Genomic DNA, 17,607 nt, shown 5'->3' on the forward strand with positions numbered 1-17,607 from the left:
CCTTCCATTTCACCCAGTTTGCCCGAAATCCGTCATTTGCACTATTTCAAACCGACTGTATCAATGTTATAGTTCAATCTAATTATATTTTTAGCCATGGCTAATCTTTTAGTTAGCCAAATCTATAAAAAGACGACAAAAGCGTAGAAACAGAATAAGAACATGAAGATAACAACCATTTTAAAAACCGTTTCGATGACTCTGACCTTGCTGTTTACGAGTGTAAACGCTCAGGCACAGTTGAACATCGTCACCACCACCGGCATGATCGCCGATTTGGCGACCAACATCGGCGGCGATCAGGTCAAGGTCACCCCCCTTATGGGAACCGGAGTCGATCCGCACCTCTACAAAGCGACTCAAGGGGATCTACGCAAACTGTTGAGAGCCGATCTGATTTTCTATAACGGTCTTCATCTGGAAGGCAAGATGCAAGACATCTTTGAAAAGATGGCGCGTAAAAAAGCGGTATTCGCCATTTCTTCGGAACTTCCACAAAACCGCATCATTCAACACCACGGCCAACATCCCGATCCGCATATCTGGTTCGATGTCGATCTTTGGATGCACGCGGGAGACTATGTCCTGAAAGTGTTAAGCAAGACGCTTCCCGAACAAAGCGCCCTGTTCCAAACCAATGCAAAACGTTACTTTGCTCAACTTCGCACTCTGGATAATTGGGTCAAACAACAGATCGAAAGCATTCCCGAACAACAGCGCATTCTAATCACCGCCCACGATGCTTTCGGTTATTTCGGACAGGCCTATGGGATTAAGGTTATGGGACTGCAAGGCATCAGCACAGCGTCCGAATTCGGATTGCAGGACATTAAACAGCTTAAAGAAGTCATCGTCGCCAATCGCATCGGGGCGGTATTCGTGGAATCCAGCGTCTCGCCACGCTTCATAGAATCGTTGGTCAAAGGCGTCGAAGCCGAAGGCCATCAACTGACCATCGGCGGCGAACTGTTTTCAGACGCCATGGGACTTCCCGGAACCCCGGAAGGCGACTACTTCGGCATGGTTCGCCACAATGTTGAAACCATCACCCGTGCGCTGAAAGGCGCAAGTAACCAATAACCCAAAATCAGGACACGACATGAATCCAGATTCGCGCAAAGCTCCAATCACGGTCAACAACCTCAACATGCGCTACCAGTACAAGCCTGTCTTGACCGACGTTAGTTTCGAAATTCCGGAAGGAAAGACCATTGCCATCGTCGGACCGAACGGCGCAGGCAAATCCACCCTGCTCAAAGGCATCATGGGATTGGAACCGCTGATCGAGGGCGAAGTAAAATTCTTCGGCGAACCGTTGACGAAAAAACGGCTTGCCACCGCTTATGTTCCTCAGCGCGAAGAGATTGACTGGGATTTCCCGATCGACGTCATGGACGTGGTTCTTATGGGCCGCCACGGACAACTGAAGCTCTGGCAAAGACCAAGCAAACTCGATTATGAAATCGCCGAACAAGCACTGAAAGATTTACAGATGTGGGATTTCAAGGATCGCCAAATCAGCCAACTTTCCGGTGGACAACAGCAGCGAGTTTTCCTCGCCCGCGCCTTGGCGCAACAGGCCAGCCTCTACCTGATGGACGAACCGTTCGCGGGTGTGGACGTCGCCACCGAAAAAGCGATCATCGAACTGTTCAAGAACCTCAAGGCGCAAGGCAAAACCATCGTCTGCGTGCATCACGATCTGAATACCGTCGGCGAATATTTCGACTGGATCATTTTCATCAATGCGCGCCTGGTGGCGGCCGGTCCGGTTGAGACCGTACTGACAAAAGAGAACCTTAACAAAACCTACGGCGGACGCCTGTCACTGCTGAACGACCTGACTGAAACCATGTACCGCACCCGCTTGAACCAAGCGCACGAAAACGACTGAGGGCGGTAAATCATGCAAGACTGGACTGTGATTTCACAACCTTCCACTTGGGAACTTCTACTGGATTTCTGGCGTTTCGAAGACATGAACGCACTTTGGGTATTGATGGGCAGCGTTTTGCTGGGCATCAGCGCTTCTATCATCGGCGGTTTCGCTTTCCTGCGCAAACGTTCACTGGTCGGTGACGCTTTGGCACATGCGGCTTTGCCAGGCGTCATGATGGCCTTCCTGCTTTTCGAAACCCGCGATCCAGTCGTGATGTTTCTAGGTGCTTTAACCAGTAGTTTCATCGGTTTCTTTATCATCGACTGGCTGCCGAAAAACACCAAAATCAAACCCGATGCCGCTCTGGCGATTACGCTCTCTTTCTTCTTCGCACTCGGTTTGATGCTGCTCTCCTACATTCAGGGGCTACAAGTCGAAAACAAAAGTGGACTCGACAAAATCCTGTTTGGCCAGGCCGCCGCCATGACCCAGGACGACATCACTCTACTCACCTATGTGACCTTATTTGTTCTACTGAACGTTGCGCTGTTCTTTCAGAAACTTCGACTCATCGCCTTCAACACCCAATACGCCCGCAGCCTAGGAATTTCGGTCAAATTCTATGAGTTTTTGCTGGCATTGTTGATTGTCATGTCGGTCGTGGTCGGCCTGCAACTGGTCGGCGTGGTATTAATGGCGGCGGTACTGCTAACGCCGGTTGCCGCAGCCCGTTTCTGGAGCGATCAACTCTCCCGAATCCTTATAATCGCGGGTTCTCTGGGCGCACTCAGTGCGGTCATCAGCACCCAAATCTCCTATCTCGCGCCGGCCATGCCAACCGGCCCGTGGATGGTCGTGAGTCTCGCAAGCCTGTTCCTGTTGTCAATGCTGTTCGCTCCCAATAAAGGTTTGCTGAAACGTTTCTTGGAACAAAAACGCCTGCGTCAAAAGGTGAGCGAAGAGAACGTCCTGAGAACGCTGTACAAACTGAACGAACAGAGCAACTTCACTCGCCGCTATTTCAACCTGCCTGACATTCAGGCATTACGTGCCATCCCGATCGATACTCTAAAGAAGACCCTTCGCTCACTGGGCGGCAAAGACCTGGTGGTCGAATCCACAAAAGGCTACCGTATGACCGACACAGGAATGGAACAAGCCACCCAACTTACGCGCCGCCACCGCTTGTGGGAAAGCTATCTCAATCAGCAAGTAGAATTGACGCCTGAACAAGTTCATTCACAGGCCGAACGAATCGAACACATCCTAAACGAAGAACAGGAACAGCAGCTCGAAGCGGAACTCCGTGACCGACATTCCGACCCTCACGGAAAACCGATTCCCGAATCGCAAGGAGAAATCAAATGATCAATGACTTGTGGATTTTGGCGACCGCCTCATTGGTGGCCGTTTCTTGCGCCTTGGTCGGTTCGTTTCTGATTCTGCGTCGCCAGTCGTTGGTGGGCGACGCCATCAGCCATTCGGTTCTACTGGGCATCGTCATCGCTTTTCTGGCAACCGATTCACGTTCCCTTCCGGTGATGTTGGGTGGCGCAGTCATGATCGGCCTTCTCACTGCCTGGCTCAGCGACAGCCTGCACAAATTCGGTAAACTGCAAAGCGACGCCAGCATCGGCATCGTCTTCACCCTATTCTTCGCGCTCGGCGTGATTCTGATTTCTCTGTACGCCGGACAGGTTGATCTGGACCAAGAGTGCGTGTTGTATGGAGAAATCGCGTTCGTCCCATTCGACACCATCGTCTGGGGCAATCCGGAAACCGGTGTGGACCTGGGGCCACGCGCGCTGTGGGCCATCGGTATTGTCTTCCTGATCGTGCTTATCAGCATTCTCATCGGCTTCAACCGCCTGCAAACAGTGGCGTTTCATCCGAGCCTCGCTGTTTCGCTAGGCATCAACGTCGTGTTTTGGCACTACTTCCTGATGACATTGGTTTCATTGACCACCGTGGCTTCATTCGATGCGGTAGGCGCAATCCTTGTGGTTGCCCTGTTGGTGATTCCTGCAAGCAGCGCCTACCTGATCGCCAAATCACTCAAAGGCATGCTTTGGCTGGCTTCAGCTTACGGATTAGCCTCGGTCATGATCGGCTATGCCGTCTCCTACAAGTTGGACAGCTCAATTTCCGCCTCTATCGCCGTCAGTGCGGGAGGTTTGTTGTTGGCGACCGTTTTGGCTCTGGAAATCCGCAAACGTAAACGCCGTTTGCAACCCAACAGGCCTGTTGGGATTTAGAAAAGTATAAAGTTCAATCAAATTAAAGTCGGTAGAATCCGTTCTTCAATGTATCTGGCCACACCGTCTTCCGAATTGGCTTCGGCAAATTCGGCGTTGCCAACAGCTTGCTTGACCGCGTCTGTGGCGTTATCCATCACCACGCCGTGACCAACAAGCTGAAGCATTTCCTTGTCGTTCATGCCATCACCAAATGCTACCGTCTCTTCCGGCAGAATGCCTTTTCGATCCAACACCGTCTGCAACGCCTGCCCTTTCGAAACTCCGTAATTCATAATTTCCAGATATTCCGGCGAGGTAAAGGTAATGCTCAATTGTTCTTTAAAACGCGCTTTTAAAGCCTTTTCCAACGGAACCAGAATCTCATGATCGGCGGTGAAATAGATCTTGTCGATCAAGCTTAGGTCAGTTTCGGCAAATTCGGTCAACCGATATTCAAAACCGGACTGATCATGAATCGCCAACAATTCTTCGTGCGGTTCTTCAACCAGCCACAAATCCTGCTGATAAAGGTTGCGGTGAATCTCAAAGCCTTCGGAAACCGCCAACACCTGCTCGACCAGCTCTCGTGGAATATGATTTTCAATAAGGATATGACCATGGCGGTCGTGAACCCGTGCACCATTGGAGGTGATCAATTCCATCTCCACACCCAAGCGCTGGGCAATCAGGTAGACGTCCTGATAGTGGCGCCCACTGGCGATCATGAACTGGACACCGTGCTCCAATAATTGACGTACCGCCGAAACGGTTCTTGAGGTGACTTTATGGTCGGGATTCAACAGAGTGCCGTCCAGATCGGAAACGACCAATTTGATGCGAGGCGCACCGTGAGGTTTCGAGGTGTTAGGCTTTTGATTTTTCATAATTTTCAAGGCGGAAAAGTCTCTAGACCTTCCGCGAATCCGTCACTTGATTTATCGAATCTATGCCGGATTGTACCTGAAAACGAAGACTTATCAATCCCGGGATGACTGCTCGATCAAGGATTCGATTTTCGGACGACATCCCCCACACCCCTGACAGGCATAAGTCGTGTCGCTGACCTTCTCTACGGTATCCGCTCCCTGACGGATCGATTCGACAATCTCCCAACGCATCACGTCGTAACAGACGCAAACTTGTTGTTGCATCTCTTCCGTATCGTTTTCAGGGGAATTCAAGGCGTCCGACAAATCAAAGCGCCTCGTCCGGATGGGCGCACGCCAATTCCTGTGCAGTGACGAAACGGGTAATCAAGGCCGCATCATCCGCACTTAAATGCTCGAACTTGAACGAAACCCGCTGAATCTGTACATGCGGGATTTCAGCGTTAGAGACATCAAGCAAACTCGCCGGCATGATATTGACCACATCCGCATAAGCGTAAAGCACATGCTCTTCAATCTTCATCAGCACACAGACCCGATCACGCAAGCTAAACTGTTGAGTCGATTCGAGCGCGATTCCACCTGCACTCAGATTCACGGGATGCACCAACCAGTCATTGGGATGCGGTACTACATGGCTCACAGCCTTCAGATTCGTGTAAGCGGATTCGTACACATTCAGTTTTGCAATCAGATCAACCAACACCAATGCCAACCAATTCTCTTGCTCAGCCAGAATGGAAAGGTTGTGCAGATACTCTTCGCCACTAAACAGGCCTCGAGTCGAAGCGGAATAAAATACAACCTCACCCTCGACGCTGCGATTGACCATTTCCAACAACTCGCGCACGATGTCGTCAATACGCTGGTAAACCGCTTCAATCAATGGAAACACTTTGGTTGAATGGCAACTCTCTGGGGGACAAATTCTGTGATCACCATCCAAACGCTCATAGAAATCTTCGTGATGACGCGGATCGCGCCCTTCCATCAGCTCGTCAAGCATGAAAGCTAGAAAGTCGATGCGCTGGTCGATCTCACTGAACAACTCCACCGCGCCGTTTTCAATATGGTGCTCGTCTTTGAACAGACGTTGGATTTCGGTATTGGCCTCTTCAACTCTTTGCTTCTGAGTAGCAGGAAGGATAAAAGCGGGGGAAATGTTTTCTGTACCGTAGCCCTCCTCCAACGGATGGATATAGACCGGCAGTTCGACATTGATGCGGAAAAACTCACGCTTGTTCTCTTGCAAACCAAACCTCCTGGCAACGCTGACAACGATGGTTAACAGCCATAACTATACGAGAAAGCACTACGGCGCACAAGACAGAGGACGATTAAACGTCTTTCGTTTAAAGGTCAATAATCGCCGGCAGCATGAAATCGCAAATTTCCGCCTGCCCCGCGACATTGATTGGAATGTTGTGATGCTTGCAATAACGAAACACCGCTTGTGTAATTGAATCGTCCTCAATCGCTGAAATCACGTATTTAGGATGTGGCAGGTGCGCCATCGTATCCGCGGAGAAAGTATCGACGTCCCAAACAATATCACCATTGGCCAAATGGTGCTTCATCTCGGACTTGAGTTCGGGCGCAATGACCGTGACGATCGCTCCCGCTTTGATGAATTGATCTGCCCTACGTGCCGCAATGGAACCACCACCGACGACCAAGCAGTGTTCGTTCTTAATGTTGATCCAAATCGGTAAATAGCCCATTTTGGCACTCCTCTTTTATTCACTCGAACAATCTACAACAAACCCAAAACCAAAACCAAAACCAAAACCAAAAAACATTATTCCTTTAAAAACATTATTCCTTTAAAAACATTACCTTATCAAAACAACAAGAATTAATTAAGTACATTAGCGCATAAAATGGCATAAATTTGGTGCAAATCCCATTCAAACGGCTACTGATTTGGATTTTTACTATACAAATGTCGTTTTGGAGCCTTTGAATAAACCTATATTTTGAACAAGTGGAAAATAAAAAAAGCCCACCCAGTCCAATGACCGGATGAGCCTCTCCACTCTGATTATTCTAGTTGTATTTAATTAAAAGCGTAGATTAGTCCAAAAACTATTTATTCAATACTTTCAATAAGTTACAAAAAACGCACTTTTAAACAAACCGACTTAACATATTGAAATATATGGAAATTGCACCAGAGTAAACCAAAAATATTATCTTGTATAAACAGTAACTCTTTAATCAAAAAAATTTAGTTAATTCATTCTCAATTTCTAAAATTTTTTCATCTAAATATTTGGATGTAATTTTCATATTTAACCTTTTGATTTTTTCAACAGGATTAGAAATCTTAAATTTCAATTCTTGATTCATAGATGCATCCAGGTCTTCATGAAATTCATACTCATCTAAAAATACTGTAAAAACGCGCTTATCTCGATCATCTGTTAAAATGCATCTAACAGGGCAGGCTTTTGCTAATTTAACGAATTTATTATCAAATGAAGCAAAAAAAGGAACAAAAAAATCACTTCGATAACTCTTAGAAGCCAACGTTTCTTGATACCTAAAAGCAAATAAATCCCAAGACATTCCTCTTATTTTTTTTATCGATTTTTTTCCTAATTGGCTAATAGGGTTGAAGAAGTCAAAATCGCCACCATATTTCAAAAATTTCCAAGCAAAATAGATTTCTGATTTAGCAAATTTTCCAATAGTATCAAGTGTGAACCCTACCAGCTCTGCTAATTGGTCACTTAAAACCGTACTTTTATTTTGTTTTAATATGACTGCCTTCAACAAAATAATATAAAGACTCTTCCTTCTATCCAACAAATTCAAAACATCTTTACTCGTTTGGAATAAATGAAGTGTCTCTATTGCCCTCCTTCCCGCAAAATCCCTGCCCTCATTAAATCGAGGCAAAGCAATATCAAAGTCATCGGGATCGTAGTTCAGATGATCAAATCTTTTAAGCGCCCGAACTGTATTGAAGGGACGATCATTTTCTTCTTTCATTGAATCCAGAAGATTTTCAATAATAAAAAATGAATAATCAAAATTGAATCCATCATCTTCTCCTTCTTTTATAAACCTAACCAACTCCTCAAAGCGATCTTGATCCTTATCTAAACTCCCTCCGTTTTCCCAAACTCGAAATTTCTCGGCCGCGTTAGAATCAAGACTTAATGAATAATCCAAAGGAATTTTAATTTTTCCTTCAATTAAAGTGCGTCTAAACAATTCATCCGAGTAGAACAATAATCCAGAACCATAAAAGAACTTCTTTAGTACAGGACAATCTTCTTCAATTTTTTTTAATGGATAATTTGAAAAGTCTGTTTCTATATTATTTGTGGAATATATAAGCTTAAGCCCTTTAAATAACTCTCTATTCCCTTCTATTAACTTTAAGAAACTATCTTGCGGATCATGTAGAACAATCACCTCCAACAACTCTTGAATCCTTTCTATTCTTTGCTCTGGGCTTTCTATCATCATATGTCCTTATATTTAATGATACATTTAATCGATCACTTATAGCACTAAGCTTTAGCTCAACAAATCTCCAATCTTATTTATAATTCAAGAAGATACCGATCCGCCGCTAAAGCCGCTTTGGCTCCTGCACCGGAAGCGATAACGACTTGTTTGTCGATGTCGTCAGTGACGTCTCCGGCCGCGAACAATCCCGGCAATTGGGTGGCTTGGTTTCTGTCTACCGGCACTTCTCCGGCCGGATTCAATTCAATCAAATTCTTCAAAGCCGCGCTGTTCGGCACCAGTCCGATTTCCAAAAACACACCATCCACGGCAAGGTCTTCAAGTGATTCACCTTCGGTGGTCGCCAAACGCACGCCTTCCAGTTTTTCCTTACCGAAATATTCCCGTACCTGTGCATTCAAGTGAAAATGCACCTGTCCTTCCGACTGTTTGGCTTCTTCCACCAGCACCGGATCGGCATTAAAGGTGTCTGACAAATGAACAATGTGAATTTCCTTGGCATAGCGCATTAGGTCACGCACCGCGGTAAAAGCGGAGTTTCCGCCACCGACCACGGCCACGCGCTTATCTTTGTATAGCGGTGCGTCGCAAGTAGCGCACCAGGCAATACCTCTACCGATGAATCGTTCCTCGCCCGGTACGTTCAAACGGCGATTGCGCTTACCGGCACAATAGATGACCGTTTTGCCCTTGTAGTGCTGATCGTCATCGGTATGGACGACGAACACATCGCCCTCTTTTTCAATACGGATTACATCGCTATGCAGACGTTCGGCAACCGGATAGGCCTCTACATGATGTCTCATGGCCTCCGCCAGATCTGCCCCGCCAACCTGAACCAATCCCGGATAGTTTTCGATAGTGGCGGTGTCATTAATCTGCCCGCCCGCCTTGGAACCGATCAACGCCGTATGACGTCCTTTGCGTTGCGAATACAGCGCGGCAGTCAAACCGGCGGGACCGGCCCCAACCACAATCACATCGTAAAGATCCGTCTCCTTGACTTCCGACACTTTACGCATGCCTTTGGCTTCTCTCAGCATGGCTTCAAGGCGCTCATAACTATCAGGATCGGCAACTTTCAAAATTTCCATCACCGCTTGATCCGCCGCTAATGCACCTTCGAATCCACGCTGACCATTCACAACCGTCAGCGGCGTGCCGTGAACGTCGTAAAGATTGATTAGAGCCGGGAATTCGGAGGCGTCGACCATATCGGCACGGATCAATGGGTTCGCCACGGCCAGTTGATGAGCAAGATGAACCATTCGCGGACAATATGGGCAGGCCAGTGTGACCATCACTTGCAGGTGCAGTGGATGAGTGAAAGTGGAAGCCATGGCCGTCAACATTGGGTCAAGGCCTTCAGGTCCTTGCGAAACAATGCGGACCGCTTCAAGCAACGAACCAAATTCATACCCGCCGGTCATACCGTAAAATCGGATTCCGTAATCCTTCTCCCCCACAACCACTGTTGCGGGTGCTTTATCCACGCCGTATTCGATGGCTTCTTTGGAATCGAGAAGATGAACCTCCAGCGACAATTTGTCGCTGAGTTTGACGAGGTCTTGAAGTAATTCGTGCTGTTCGTCGCAGGCACCGCAAGCGTGCGGCTGGGTGAACAAAATCAGTTTTACGGGATCGGCCAGTTCTTGCAGTTGTTTGTCGATTTCCTGTGCAACGTCATCGGTAATCAAATGGCTCACACCTCACCTCCTATGATTTTAAGAGAGCTTTGATTCGCATTTATCCGCACTGAAATTGAAGCATAATCCGCTTTGTTTTGGCAAACAAAATACCTCGCTTATTGCGAGGTTTAATAATCGTATCGAACTGAACAGGCCTGTTCATTTCATTTATTCAACTTAAATCAGTTGAAGTTCATCCTGAAGCGGCCAGTCACGGTAATTGAAGACCTGTCCGCTGTTACGGATTTCACGCGATTTAGCTAAATCCAGTTCGGCAAACACCCATTGTGCCGATGCATCCCCTGCTTCGGCCAGAATCCCGTTTTCTGGAAAGCCGTAATCGATTGGCGTATAGATGCTGGCCAGACCGGTATTGATGTCCACCGCTTCCGACCAAGGCGCTTCGCCCGCCGTCGGCGACTGCACGACATAGCACTGGTTTTCCAATGCTCGCGCCTGGCACCCCACTCTCACACGATGAAATCCTGCCTCGGTATCGGTGCAACTCGGCACCAGAATCAGATCGGCTCCGGCACGTACCTGCTGATGAGCGATCATCGGAAATTCCGAGTCGTAACAGATATTAATTCCGATCATGCCCAAATCGGTCGGAATGACCTGAATCTCTTTCCCCGCCGAAATAAGCCATTGCTCATTTTCAAAACGGGTCATGATCAATTTATCCTGAAAACCCAGAATACTTTCCGGTTCATAGAGCGTGGCTCGGTTTCGAAAACGACCATTTTTCAATTGTAAAGGAAAACTCGCCCCCAAAATGAGGCAGTTGTACTGACTTGCAAGACTCAAATGCAGTGCTTCTACATCTTGATATAACGTCTGCATTTCATAAAGTTGTTTGTTCAAATCCCGGTAGACGGTTTCACCGAACAAGGACGCCAATTCCATACTGCCGTATTCGGGAAACACCAGCAGTTGCGCATTTTGGGCCGTGGCTGACGCAACCCAATCTTCCAGCTTACTCGCATAATCATCCCATTGCCGGAAAAAACCGATGTCGTACTGGGCCGAAGCGACTTTAAACGCACTCATGCCAACTCCTTCATCCAGAAGGTCATGGGCTTGGGAGATTCGGTTTCTTCCCCGATTTCTTTCCAACTGAATTCGGTCTGCAATTGCGGCTGAATCTGATAACCTCGATTCATCCAGAACTGATTCAACGGCACATAATCCGCAGGACGCAAAGGATGATCTTCAGAACGCTGTACAGCACAGAAACAGATGTATTTGTAGCCGTATTCTTTCGCGTGCGCTTCACGGTGTTCAAAGAAAGCTACACCCGCACCCTGTCCACGATACTCGGACAACAGCACCGATTCGCCACAATAGAAAATCTCGTCAATAGGATAACTAGCCGTTACAAAAGGGGCTTGGACATTCGGTGTTTCTTCACTCAAAGGAATGCCCGTCGAAGCGCCAACAATCTGATCGCCATCCCACGCCAGAACCACAACACTGTCTTTGGATTTGATATAGGTTTGCAGATAACGCTCTTCATAGGCCATCTCCCCCTCATAAAGATAAGGAAATTCCCGAAACACCTTAATGCGCAAGCGAGCCAGATCGGGCAAATGCTTCAGAAGCACCTCGCCCGAAAGCCGTTCAAGCCTTAACATCAAGCCTCCACCTGGCTAATCCAGTCCGCAAGGTTATAGTAATTAGTGACGCGGGCAACTTTTCCGTCACGAATTTCAAAGAACGCACCCGCTGGCAGTACATAGGTTTGACCGTTGGCTTCAGGCAAACCTTCATCGGTATTGAGGTATTCGCCGTTCACCACAAATTCCGCCGCAGCACGCGTACCATCTTCACTGACCATAATAACCATATCGGTTAGTTGCTCGCGGTAGTGATGGTTCATTCTTTCCATAAAGGCGGCGAAAACATCTTTACCAATTTCTCTGCCACCCTGATTGATGTCATGAACCACATCTTCGGTCAACAAGCTAAGAAAAGTGTCCATATCCTGACGGTTGAAAGCGTCGTAATACGCTTGAATCAATTTTAGCGAAGCGTTTTGCATATTTGGATTCCGCATTGGTTAAGTAAACTAAATTGCGGACATTATAAGAGCCCTTTCCCAAACCTAAAAACAATTTAAAACGTTAAGTCGGCTGCATCCACCAGCTCATCGATAAAACGAAGTTTACCCTTAACAACCGGCGACAGCACAAATGGGTAAGGATCGGCCATACCCATACTGCGGTTAAGCGCATTCATTACTTGGGAAACCCGGCTCCACTCATCGAACCAGTTATCGAAATCGTTCTGCTTAGGCTCGTAAACACTCAAGCCGTAACTCACCGCCGTCTCCAAGGTATCGACAATGTGCAAATAGTGCGCCCAGGTTTCCGCCCAGTCCTCGTGCGGGTGGCTACTTGCATACAGCGTGATATAACGGCTCATCCAGTGATTTTTATTGCCCCGGTCGTAATAGCGCTGCAAAGCCTGCTCATAATCTTCACGCTCGTCGCCGAACACATCTCTAAAAGCGCCCTCAAGATGCCGGTCGGCAATCAGCTTCTGCCAGTAATAATGGCCGATTTCATGACGGAAGTGCCCAAGCAAAGTGCGGTAGCGTTCGCCCATCTGCTCTTTCATAGTGTGCAGGAAACCTTCGTCTGCCTCAGCGGCATTCAAGGTAATCAAACCGTTGGTATGGCCTGTCAGCACATGTTCCAAGGTGACATTGGGATTACTCCGTTTGTCCTCCAAAAAGTCGAACTTCAAGTCCCGGTTCATATCTCCACCGAATGGAGAATAGATCTTCAACTCCAATAAGGTATACATTAGCTGACGTTTCGCCCGCTCTAGCTGGCGCCAACGTTTCGGATTCTTCTCCTGATTCAAGTCCGGAATGATTCGCGTGGTACGGCAGGAAATGCATTGGCATTCGTCTTCACTGTCTTCCAGACTGATTAGCCAGTTACAATTCACCTCGGAATCGCGCAGCTGACAAATGCGAAGCCCCTCAATCTTGGCGTTAGTTTTGACCGAAGGGTGCGGGTAGAACAGATGGTCCCGACGAATTTCACCGCTCCACATGGTCTGAATGCCCGGATCGTAAGCGAGGTCGCGACCGCATTCTTCGCAGAACAGATTGTGAAAGAAAACCTCATGCCCACAGTGACAAAAAAAGCGCTTCATTAAACCCCTTTCCTACACATGTTAAGCAACGGCTTTCGGATTGAACCAGACGTCATAAAATTTCGTATGAATGGATGAAAGCTGTAATTGTATTTCATCCAGATAGTCATGTAGAGCCGTTGAGCCGACTTCGTAGAAATTATTTTCATCGATGTACTTCAAAAACGACTCGATGGCGTCGCCCATCTCTTCGCCGTTCGGCAGCTTGGAAGCCATGCCGCGCATCACGCTGACGCAATAACGGATCGATCGGGCAAACTCCTTGTCGTGGATCAGAAAATCGACCACCTGCTGACCGTTGATTTCGGTCTGCACGTTCTGGCGATACATGAAATGGGCACTGATCGATTTCAACAAGTTCGCCCACAGAATGCCCTCATACGGATACTCGTGATCAACGGTGGTCTCCTGCGCCACAAACAAGCCGCCCACATCCAGGATACGTGAAGTCATGTCGGCGCGTTCGATACTCATCCCCAGCTTTATGAAGCGGTAGGTTTCGTTTTGGCTCATGGTACTCGACAACATGCCCGACCAGGCCTGACAGGAACGGATAATCTTCTCCAGAAGCAGATTGCGTTTACTGCGAACCTGAAAATCGGCTTGATTATCCTTGACCAGAAGATACAGCTCATTAATATGAATCCAGGCTTCACGCGGCAATATATCCCGCGTAGTCCGGGTATTTTCGCGCGCCCACCATAAAGAGGAGATCAGTGATGCCGGATTATCCCTATCCGACAACAACATCGTCATACAGTTCTGTTCGGTTCGGGCATCGTAATACTGATCAAAATACGCTTCGTTGCTGGTGATTTCCACCAGACTGTACCAATTGAGTTTGACCGACTTGGGCAAATCGAACATTAACTGCGAATGCACCCGAGCCAAACGTGCCGTGTTTTCAACCCGCTCCATGTATCGAGCCAACCAATAGACTCTTTCCGCCACTCTAGATAACATGTCGCCCTCCTATGATTCCACAATCCACGTATCTTTACTTCCTCCGCCCTGAGAGGAATTGACCACCAGCGAACCTTTTCGCAAGGCTACTCGAGTCAAACCGCCGGCGGTGACATAACTTTTCTTGCCCTGCAGAATGAACGGCCGCAAGTCAACATGACGCCCCTCGATTCCCTCTTCACAAAGCGTAGGTACGGTCGACAAACTCAATGTCGGCTGGGCGATGTAATTTCTCGGGTTCTCGATAATCAGCTCCCGGAACTGCTCGATTTCCTCCTCCGAAGCTTTCGGACCAATCAGCAGACCGTATCCACCCGATTCGTTGGCCGGTTTCACCACCAATTCGTTCAAGTGCTGCAACACATACTCTCGGTCTTCATCCACGCTACACAGGTAACTCGGCACGTTCTCGACCAGAGGCTCTTCTTTCAGATAAAAACGGATCATGTCCGGCACATAGGAATACACCACCTTGTCGTCGGCGACTCCACAGCCGGGTGCATTGGCAATCGCCACATTTCCCGCTCGCCATGCACGGATCAAGCCTTTGACACCCAGAGTTGAATCCTCACGGAATACTTCCGGATCCAGGAAAGCATCGTCGATACGGCGATAAATCACATCGACCTTTTTCAGACCGTCGATATTTCGCATATAGACACAATCGTCGTCCAGAACGACCAAGTCGCTTCCTTCAACCAGTTCCGCCCCCATTTCATGCGCCAGATAAGCGTGTTCGTAATAGGCGGAGTTGAAGATACCCGGCGTCAGTACCACCACTTCAGGACTCTCCACTTCATTAGGCGACAAGGAACTTAGCATCGAAAGCAGATTGGCCGGGTAATCATCGATCGGCATAATATTGATGTCGTGGAACACTTCCGGCATCACCTGCTTCATGACCGCGCGGTTTTCCAACATATAGGAGACCCCTGAAGGCACTCGAAGGTTGTCTTCCAGCACATAAACCGTACCGTCCGCCCCACGTACAAGATCTGAACCACAGATACACGCCCAGGAACCATGCTTCAACTTCATCCCTTTGCATTCAGGACGGTAATCCTTGGAAGAAAGAATCACTTCTTCAGGAATGATGCCGGCCTTGAAAATATCCTGATCGTTGTAGACGTCTTCAATAAACATATTCAGTGCTTTCAAACGCTGCACCAGGCCTTTTGAAACCTCTTTCCACTCCGATGCCGGAATGGTTCTTGGAAACACGTCGAACGGCCAGAGACGGTCGATATTTCCTTTGTCACTGTATACCGTGAAAGAAATCCCCATTTGGGCGATGGTGGCATTGGCATTTCTCTGGAGCTCTTCGAACTCTTTCAGAGACACCCCTTCATAATGCTGGAACAGTTGGACAGAAGCCTCTCGCGGCTTGTCCGCGCGTTCAAGAGACTCATCGTAAAACCCATTGATTGTATAGTTGGAAAACGCGTTGATCATCGTCTATTCTCACTTTAGCCGATTGTTAATCCGTAAACGGAGCCCACAATGCCGATACGTCGTCGACAGTTTCCGGCATCAACCAGACCGACTGGTAAGGTTGCAGCACGTAATTGGTTTCGGCCGCAGCCACACCACTGTTGTCCAACAAGTTGGTCCAGTAGGAGAACCGTTCCATGCCTTCAATCTCGGCAAGGTTCACCATCTTGATATCGCTTGTCAGGTTATGAATAGCCAGCATCGGGAATCTCAAATCCTCGGAATCACGCCACAAGGCGAAAAAATCCGATCCCAAGTCCAGTACTTTCTGAGGCGTATCCGGATGGAATGCCTTATGGCGTTTACGTCGTTGCAGGATGTTGGTCAGACGTTTGATTACTTCGGCATTGGAGGTACGTCCACTTTCGATCAAGGCCTTGAGATATTCATAATCCCAACGGCGACGGTTGATCGAACGGGTACGCCCGGTTTTCTCAACCCCATCACGGTCGCTCGGCGTAGCGATCAAACTGTGGATATAAAATGCCGGAATCCCTTGCAACGTCATCATGATGTTCTGCGAACATATGAAGCGGTCGACCTGCCACTGATCCGGTCCGTTGGAGTGATAGGTTTCACGGAATGCACTGAACAAGGCGATATTGATTTCGTAAGGACTTTCCGAACCGTCCGGGTTGGATTTGGTGGTCAGGAACCCGCCAAGACGATGCATACTGGTAATCAAATCCTCAACTTCACGTTGTGGCAGAATCCCCTCGATCGGACGCACCCCGATCCCGTCGTGCGACGCGGTAAAGTTCAGGAAAGTACAGCCTTCCGGCGGCGGCGCGAGATCCATCGCCCAATCCGTCAGATAGCTTCCATCACCGCGATGCAGCGCGTGCAGAACCAGCGGTGCCAATGCGAACTGATAAACCATGTGAGCTTCGTCTTGATCGCCGAAGTAGGATAGGTTTTCAAGATGCGGCACGTTGGTTTCCGTCAGCAGGATCGCCTGAGGTTTAATAAACGTCATGATGTCGCGCAACAGCTTGACCACCTCATGCGTCTGAGGCAAATGGATACAGTTGGTGCCCAACTCCTTCCACAGGAACGCGATTGCGTCGAGACGAATGATTTTCGCGCCCTTCTGAAGGTACAACAGCAAGACTTCAACCATCTTCAACAACACTTCCGGGTTCTTGAAGTTCAAATCGATCTGGTCGGCACTGAAGGTTGCCCAGACCATCTTCCGGCCGCGGTGCGTATAGGCTGGAACCAGCAATGGCGTGTTACGCGGACGCGTCACCTGGGAGACGTCTTCATCCCCCTCCATTTCAATGAAGAATTCGTTGAAAGGCGCGTTGTTGGCCTTATAGTCGGTGAACCAAAGGCTCTCCCTCGAGATATGGTTGATGACCAGATCGAACATCAGGTCATACTCTTTCTCCAGCTCCTCGATATGCGACCACTCTCCTAGATCCGGGTTTACCATGGTATAGTCGATCACCGAAAACCCGTCGTCCGAACTGTAAGGAAAAAACGGCAGAATATGAACGTTGTTGATGGCGTTCTTGATGTAAGTTTTCAGAAAGGTCTGCAAGGTTTGAAGTGGCGGAACGCCGTCTTGAAGCACGGAATCGCCGTAAGTGATCAACACCACGTCTTCCTGAGTCCAACGCGGAGGTGTATCGTCCGCAGAACGGCCCGGATAAGTTTCCAAAAGATTTTTCAGCTTTACAAAGACTTCTTCCGAAGCGGTTTCGCCGTAAATGAAACTCAATCGTTCCTGAATCGTATTTAGAATTTTTTCTCGCATTTTCCTTCCCCACAGGCAGCCAACGATAAGACCGCCCTTTTACCTTTAGTCCATGTTT

Annotated in this window: 17 protein-coding genes; 4 read left to right on the plus strand and 13 right to left on the minus strand. The window is 48.3% G+C overall.

Annotated elements, in window-relative coordinates:
• Nucleotides 1-162: 162 nt before the first annotated feature.
• From QCB45_RS10230 to QCB45_RS10245, 4 genes are read left to right on the plus strand one after another with little or no spacing between them, the layout of a single operon-like run.
• Entirely contained in the window at nt 163-1,080 is a 918-nt protein-coding gene (locus tag QCB45_RS10230) for a zinc ABC transporter substrate-binding protein (RefSeq protein ID WP_279420885.1), read from the plus strand.
• A gap of 19 nt (nt 1,081-1,099) precedes the next feature.
• The gene (locus tag QCB45_RS10235; protein ID WP_279420886.1) at nt 1,100-1,894 is read left to right on the plus strand and encodes a metal ABC transporter ATP-binding protein; all 795 of its coding nucleotides are present in this window, start codon (nt 1,100-1,102) and stop codon (nt 1,892-1,894) included.
• A gap of 12 nt (nt 1,895-1,906) precedes the next feature.
• The gene (locus QCB45_RS10240; protein ID WP_279420887.1) at nt 1,907-3,247 is read left to right on the plus strand and encodes an iron chelate uptake ABC transporter family permease subunit; all 1,341 of its coding nucleotides are present in this window, start codon (nt 1,907-1,909) and stop codon (nt 3,245-3,247) included.
• Nucleotides 3,244-4,134: a metal ABC transporter permease gene (locus tag QCB45_RS10245; protein ID WP_279420888.1), complete on the plus strand. Its 891-nt coding sequence runs from the start codon at nt 3,244-3,246 to the stop codon at nt 4,132-4,134. Before QCB45_RS10240 ends, QCB45_RS10245 begins: the two co-directional genes overlap by 4 nt.
• 17 nt (nt 4,135-4,151) lie before the next feature.
• Here QCB45_RS10245 and QCB45_RS10250 read toward each other — a convergent pair whose 3' ends face one another.
• The 13 genes from QCB45_RS10250 to QCB45_RS10310 form a co-directional block, all read right to left on the minus strand.
• Nucleotides 4,152-5,000: a Cof-type HAD-IIB family hydrolase gene (locus tag QCB45_RS10250; protein ID WP_279420889.1), complete on the minus strand. Its 849-nt coding sequence runs from the start codon at nt 4,998-5,000 to the stop codon at nt 4,152-4,154.
• Nucleotides 5,001-5,093: 93 nt separating this feature from the next.
• A complete protein-coding gene (locus QCB45_RS10255; RefSeq protein WP_279420890.1) occupies nt 5,094-5,309 on the minus strand; it encodes a (2Fe-2S)-binding protein in 216 nt (71 codons plus the stop codon).
• A gap of 1 nt (nt 5,310) precedes the next feature.
• The gene (locus QCB45_RS10260) at nt 5,311-6,255 is read right to left on the minus strand and encodes a PilZ domain-containing protein (protein ID WP_279420891.1); all 945 of its coding nucleotides are present in this window, start codon (nt 6,253-6,255) and stop codon (nt 5,311-5,313) included.
• A 100-nt stretch (nt 6,256-6,355) separates the two neighbouring features.
• Nucleotides 6,356-6,724: a bifunctional precorrin-2 dehydrogenase/sirohydrochlorin ferrochelatase gene (locus tag QCB45_RS10265; RefSeq protein ID WP_279420892.1), complete on the minus strand. Its 369-nt coding sequence runs from the start codon at nt 6,722-6,724 to the stop codon at nt 6,356-6,358.
• A gap of 496 nt (nt 6,725-7,220) precedes the next feature.
• Nucleotides 7,221-8,477 carry a hypothetical protein gene (locus QCB45_RS10270; RefSeq protein ID WP_279420893.1) on the minus strand — a complete coding sequence of 419 codons (1,257 nt, stop codon included), beginning with the start codon at nt 8,475-8,477 and terminating at the stop codon, nt 7,221-7,223.
• An 80-nt stretch (nt 8,478-8,557) separates the two neighbouring features.
• A complete protein-coding gene (locus QCB45_RS10275; protein WP_279420894.1) occupies nt 8,558-10,189 on the minus strand; it encodes an FAD-dependent oxidoreductase in 1,632 nt (543 codons plus the stop codon).
• A 159-nt stretch (nt 10,190-10,348) separates the two neighbouring features.
• Nucleotides 10,349-11,221, minus strand: coding sequence for a carbon-nitrogen hydrolase family protein (locus tag QCB45_RS10280; RefSeq protein WP_279420895.1), 873 nt, complete (start codon nt 11,219-11,221; stop codon nt 10,349-10,351).
• Nucleotides 11,218-11,805, minus strand: a complete 588-nt coding sequence (locus tag QCB45_RS10285; RefSeq protein ID WP_279420896.1) for a GNAT family N-acetyltransferase — start codon at nt 11,803-11,805, stop codon at nt 11,218-11,220. Before QCB45_RS10285 ends, QCB45_RS10280 begins: the two co-directional genes overlap by 4 nt.
• Nucleotides 11,805-12,212: a ketosteroid isomerase-related protein gene (locus QCB45_RS10290; protein ID WP_279420897.1), complete on the minus strand. Its 408-nt coding sequence runs from the start codon at nt 12,210-12,212 to the stop codon at nt 11,805-11,807. Before QCB45_RS10290 ends, QCB45_RS10285 begins: the two co-directional genes overlap by 1 nt.
• 74 nt (nt 12,213-12,286) lie before the next feature.
• Nucleotides 12,287-13,336, minus strand: a complete 1,050-nt coding sequence (locus tag QCB45_RS10295) for a putative zinc-binding metallopeptidase (RefSeq protein ID WP_279420898.1) — start codon at nt 13,334-13,336, stop codon at nt 12,287-12,289.
• 21 nt (nt 13,337-13,357) lie between these two features.
• On the minus strand, nt 13,358-14,299 hold the full coding sequence (locus QCB45_RS10300) for an alpha-E domain-containing protein (protein ID WP_279420899.1): 942 nt from the start codon (nt 14,297-14,299) through the stop codon (nt 13,358-13,360).
• 9 nt (nt 14,300-14,308) lie between these two features.
• Nucleotides 14,309-15,751 (minus strand): circularly permuted type 2 ATP-grasp protein, encoded by a 1,443-nt coding sequence (locus tag QCB45_RS10305; protein ID WP_279420900.1) that lies wholly within the window; start codon nt 15,749-15,751, stop codon nt 14,309-14,311.
• A 25-nt stretch (nt 15,752-15,776) separates the two neighbouring features.
• Nucleotides 15,777-17,549, minus strand: a complete 1,773-nt coding sequence (locus tag QCB45_RS10310; RefSeq protein WP_279420901.1) for a sugar phosphorylase — start codon at nt 17,547-17,549, stop codon at nt 15,777-15,779.
• Between the last annotated feature and the right edge of the window lie 58 nt (nt 17,550-17,607).

It is taken from the genome of Thiomicrorhabdus sp. ZW0627 (genome assembly GCF_029767005.1).
In the GTDB taxonomy this organism is placed as follows: domain Bacteria; phylum Pseudomonadota; class Gammaproteobacteria; order Thiomicrospirales; family Thiomicrospiraceae; genus Thiomicrorhabdus.

Bases quoted from the DNA above. Each gene is read 5' to 3' on its own strand.
- QCB45_RS10230 (WP_279420885.1), top strand. From the start codon at position 163: ATGAAGATAACAACCATTTTAAAAACCGTTTCGATGACTCTGACCTTG.
- QCB45_RS10235 (WP_279420886.1), top strand. From the start codon at position 1,100: ATGAATCCAGATTCGCGCAAAGCTCCAATCACGGTCAACAACCTCAAC.
- QCB45_RS10240 (WP_279420887.1), top strand. From the start codon at position 1,907: ATGCAAGACTGGACTGTGATTTCACAACCTTCCACTTGGGAACTTCTA.
- QCB45_RS10245 (WP_279420888.1), top strand. From the start codon at position 3,244: ATGATCAATGACTTGTGGATTTTGGCGACCGCCTCATTGGTGGCCGTT.
- QCB45_RS10250 (WP_279420889.1), bottom strand. From the start codon at position 5,000: ATGAAAAATCAAAAGCCTAACACCTCGAAACCTCACGGTGCGCCTCGC.
- QCB45_RS10265 (WP_279420892.1), bottom strand. From the start codon at position 6,724: ATGGGCTATTTACCGATTTGGATCAACATTAAGAACGAACACTGCTTG.
- QCB45_RS10270 (WP_279420893.1), bottom strand. From the start codon at position 8,477: ATGATAGAAAGCCCAGAGCAAAGAATAGAAAGGATTCAAGAGTTGTTG.
- QCB45_RS10280 (WP_279420895.1), bottom strand. From the start codon at position 11,221: ATGAGTGCGTTTAAAGTCGCTTCGGCCCAGTACGACATCGGTTTTTTC.
- QCB45_RS10285 (WP_279420896.1), bottom strand. From the start codon at position 11,805: ATGTTAAGGCTTGAACGGCTTTCGGGCGAGGTGCTTCTGAAGCATTTG.
- QCB45_RS10290 (WP_279420897.1), bottom strand. From the start codon at position 12,212: ATGCAAAACGCTTCGCTAAAATTGATTCAAGCGTATTACGACGCTTTC.
- QCB45_RS10295 (WP_279420898.1), bottom strand. From the start codon at position 13,336: ATGAAGCGCTTTTTTTGTCACTGTGGGCATGAGGTTTTCTTTCACAAT.
- QCB45_RS10300 (WP_279420899.1), bottom strand. From the start codon at position 14,299: ATGTTATCTAGAGTGGCGGAAAGAGTCTATTGGTTGGCTCGATACATG.
- QCB45_RS10305 (WP_279420900.1), bottom strand. From the start codon at position 15,751: ATGATCAACGCGTTTTCCAACTATACAATCAATGGGTTTTACGATGAG.
- QCB45_RS10310 (WP_279420901.1), bottom strand. From the start codon at position 17,549: ATGCGAGAAAAAATTCTAAATACGATTCAGGAACGATTGAGTTTCATT.